This is a genomic window from Yoonia sp. (assembly GCF_036770585.1).
Taxonomy (GTDB): Bacteria; Pseudomonadota; Alphaproteobacteria; order Rhodobacterales; family Rhodobacteraceae; genus Yoonia.
Genome location: NZ_DAIPIW010000069.1, coordinates 1 through 4162, shown reverse-complemented (window position 1 = coordinate 4162; position 4162 = coordinate 1). Strand labels below are relative to the sequence as shown.

The 4162-nt window shown below is 63.5% G+C and carries 3 protein-coding genes; all 3 read right to left on the bottom strand.

What is annotated here, in order from left to right:
- Positions 1 to 1262: NADP-dependent phosphogluconate dehydrogenase (gene gndA / locus V7N12_RS11390; RefSeq protein ID WP_333714689.1), on the bottom strand; the 1262-nt coding region annotated here is incomplete at its 3' end.
- Between the two features lie 101 nt (positions 1263 to 1363).
- A complete protein-coding gene (locus V7N12_RS11385) occupies positions 1364 to 2338 on the bottom strand; it encodes a calcium/sodium antiporter (RefSeq protein WP_333714688.1) in 975 nt (324 codons plus the stop codon).
- Positions 2339 to 2554: 216 nt separating this feature from the next.
- A partial coding sequence (locus V7N12_RS11380) for a TRAP transporter permease (protein WP_333714687.1) occupies positions 2555 to 4162 on the bottom strand: 1608 nt, incomplete at its 5' end.

Below are 4162 nucleotides of genomic sequence, written 5' to 3'. Positions count from 1 at the left end.
GACGACAGCGCGGGCAGGGCGATCCCGTGCAGGGCCGCTTGCGCCACGACCTGCCGCAGCGCGCCATGTGTCTCGGTCAGAAGCTGCGCGAAATGCGGTGCCTTCATCAGGTTGCCTGCCGGATCGTCGCGCAGGGCCTTCGCCATGTCGTCCAGCATGTCCGAACGGATGATGCAACCCGCCCGCCACACTTCGGCGATTGCGGGCAGGGGCAGGGCCCAGTCGAACGCCAGCGAGGCCTTGTCGATCATGCCGAACCCCTGCGCATAACACAGGATCTTGCCCGCGATCAGCGCCTGTTCCAACGTGTCGGTCGACAATGTGTCATGCGGAATCCGGCGCGGTCCGGTCCCAAAGAGCACCTCTCCCGCCTTGCGTTCATCCTTCAGCGCAGAGAGGTTGCGGGCCACCACCGCCGCTTCGATTGCGGGGACGGCGGCGGCGAGGTGCTGGGCTTCGATCACGGTCCAGCGCCCGGTTCCCTTTTGCCCTGCCGCATCTACGATGACGTCCAGCATGGGTTTTCCGGTTTCCGGATCGACGGCCTTTGCGACCTTGGCGGAAATCTCGACCAGATAGCTGCGCAGCGGTCCTGTGTCCCAGCGGGCAAAGGTGTCACCGATCTGGCCATGATCCATCGCCAGCCCGTCGCGCATGATGCCATAGACCTCGGCGATCATTTGCATGTCGGCGTATTCGATGCCGTTGTGGACGGCTTTCACGAAGTGGCCCGCGCCCGCCTCGCCCATCCAGGTGGCGCAGGGCTGGCCGTCATGCCTGGCGGCGATGGCTGTCAGGATATGCGCGACGCGGTCCCAGTGCTCACGTTTGCCGCCCGCCATGATCGAGGGGCCGAACCGCGCGCCTTCCTCGCCGCCAGAAACGCCGATGCCGAGAAACGGCAGGTCGCCCGCTTCGTCGGCGCGGCGGTTGGTATCGTGAAAATTCGCGTTGCCGGCGTCGATGATCATGTCGTCCGGCCCCAGCAGGGGGCGCAGGGCCTTGATCTGCGCGTCGACGGCATCACCGGCGGGCACCATCAGGATGATCGTGCGAGGGGCCTTGATAGCGGCGACAAGGTCCTCAAGGGTCTCGGTCGGCGTGATCCTGGCCTGCAACGGGCCTGCATCCGCGTTAAAGGCCTCTGTCTTGCTGGTCGTCCGGTTCCAGACGGCGATATCGAAACCCTTGTCCGCGATATTCAGGGCAAGGGCCGCGCCCATGGTTCCCAGACCGATCAATCCGATTTCCGAGGTGGCCATCGCTGTCTCCTGCTTGATGTGTCGTTCTGACCTAATCGGAAGGCGACTTGATTGCAAACCGACGCCCCGCGCGCAGGATGTCCGCGGGTGCAGCGGCGCGCCTAGATAAACGTGAATTGGGCCCAGACAAAGCCGACATAGGCGATCATCATGATCACGCCCGTTGCGCGCGTCAGCCTGCCGATCGTCATCATCCAGACGGCGAAGGCCAGCGTGACCGCGATCATCGCCCAAAGATCCATTCCGCCCAGCAGCACGGGATCGACCGCAAGGGGTTTGATCATGGCGGTGACACCGATGATGGACAGGATGTTGAAGGTGTTCGAGCCGATGATATTGCCCAGGATCAGCCCGACCGATTGGTTGCGGGCCGCCGCGATGCAGGTCGACAGTTCCGGCAGGGACGTGCCGAAAGCAACGACTGTTATCCCGATCACCGCTTCTGGCACGCCGATTGCGGATCCGGTGCGCACCGCACCCTCGACCAGAAGTTCCGCACCGGCCGCCAGAAACACCAGCCCCGCCAGCAGAAAGAGAAGGGCAGTCCGGATTGACGATATCTTGCCTTCCTCGGCGTCATCATCATCCTGATCCTCGACCACAAGGCTGTCGGTCCGGTATTGGTAGGCCACGAACCCGACAAGGATGACGAACATCCCAAGGCCGAAGAGGCGCGTGAAGCCATCCGTCAGCATCCCGACCGCAAGGATGCCGGTGGCCAGCAGCATCATGCCCATGTCCTTGGCGATCTGGTCACGCTTTGCGGTGATCCGGAAGATGAAGGCGGTCGCACCCAGCACAAGCAGGATATTGGCCACGTTCGATCCCAACACGTTGCCAAGCGCGATCCCCGGATAACCCGAAAGGTTCGCATTCACCGAGGCGAAAAGCTCTGGCACGGATGTGCCGAAGGAAATGATCGTCGCACCGATGAAGAGGGGGGACAGGCCCGTCCGTTCGGCCACGAAGGCGGCGGATTCGATCGTCCAGTCACCGCCCTTGATCAGCAGGAACAGCCCCGCGACCATGGCGGCCACCGACAGGGCCAGAACTGCATTCGCGCCGAGTTCAGGCACGGGGGCCGCCCAGACCGGCGAAAGCAACCGATGAAAACGGCAATGCGGCTGCCGGGTTCGTGCAGTCTTGCGAGAGGCGCTGCGGCCTGCGGGCGACTTGACACACCATTTTTATCTTCAGCCCCGCTGACTTCACTTTCTTCATAGATAGGTATGACTTGGCCGTCACTAATACCAAGGGGCCGCATTTCTGCCGCCCCCTGGCACTTTTCTGGATCAGCCTTCGACGGGCCGTCGCGATGTCACTTTCGCCAGGAAGAACAGCGCGGCCGCGCCACCCAGTCCGACTAGATCGGTCACCAGACTGCCCTCGATCATGAAGAGGGCGATGACGATCAATGCCCCGCGCACCAGCGAGGATGCCCGCGCGCCGATCCACCAGCCCTGTATGCCCGCCGACAACAGGAACACCCCGAAGGTTGCCGTGGCACCGGCTCGGATGATCTCGGGCCAGGTGCCGTCCATCAACAAGGCCCCGTTGTAGAAGAACATGAAGGGCACGATAAAGGCCGAGATCCCGATCTTGAACGAGGCGACAGAGGTCGCCATGGGGTTCGATCCGGAAATCCCCGCAGCCGCATAGCTCGCCAATGCCACCGGCGGTGTGATGGCCGAGACCACGGCAAAGTAGAAGACGAAGAAATGCGCCGTCAGTTGCGGGATGCCCAACTGCACCAGTCCCGGCGCGACCACCGAAGCGGCGACCGCATAGGCCGCCGTGGTCGGCATCCCCATCCCCAGAAGGATCGCGATGCACATGGCAAAGAACAGGGCGAGCAACTGGTTCGTCTCGGCGATGTCCAGCAGCACGGTCGAGAAGCGCGCGCCGACACCGGTCAGGGAAATCACCCCGACGATGATGCCTGCACAGGCACAGACGGCGATGATCTGGATCGACATGATGCCCGCGATCTCGAACGCGCGGACGATGGACCGGATCCCCATGCGGTAGGGCGTCAGCCAGCTGACGACCGCCGCCGCTGCCGTCGCAAGGGTGCCTGCTCGGATCACCGAATAGCCCATGAAAAGCGCGCCGATCAGGATGATGATCGGCAGGAACAGGAACACCCGCCGGACCATGTCACGAAACTTGGGCAGCTCGTCCTCGCGCATGCCGCGCATCCCCAGCTTGGCGGCCTCGAAGTCGACCATGAAGTAGACCGACACGAAATAGAGCAGGGCAGGGATGATCGCCGCAATCGCGATTTCGGTATAGGGTATGCCCGTGACCTCGGCCATGATGAAGGCGCCCGCGCCCATGATCGGCGGCATGATCTGCCCACCGGTCGAGGCTGCGGCCTCGACCGCACCGGCGGTGGTGGGCTTGTAGCCGACCTTTTTCATCAGCGGGATCGTCAGCGAGCCTGTCGCGACCACATTGCCGGCCGATGTGCCGTTGATCATGCCCATGAGGCCGGATGCGAAGATCGCCACTTTCGCCGGACCGCCGCGCGCGCGGCCTGCGGCGGCGAAGGCGAAGTTCACGAAGTAATCCCCCACCTTCGAGGCCTGAAGGAAGGCCGCGAAGATGATGAAGAGGATGATATAGGTCGAGGAGACGGCCGTCGTCGGCCCAAGGATGCCCACATCGGAATAGACCGTCCCGAAGAAGCGTTGCCATGTGTAGGGCGTCTCGACCCGCAGGATCGACGGCAGCAGGTGGGCCGTGAAGGTGTAGATCAGGAACACGGCGGAAATGACCACAAGGGCCATGCCCGCGACGCGCCGTGTCAGCTCGAGGATCAGGGCCGTGCCCGCCGTTGCGGCGAAGGCCACCCCGATCGGCACCTGTGCTGTGCCCACGGCATTGCGCGCGGCGGTGCC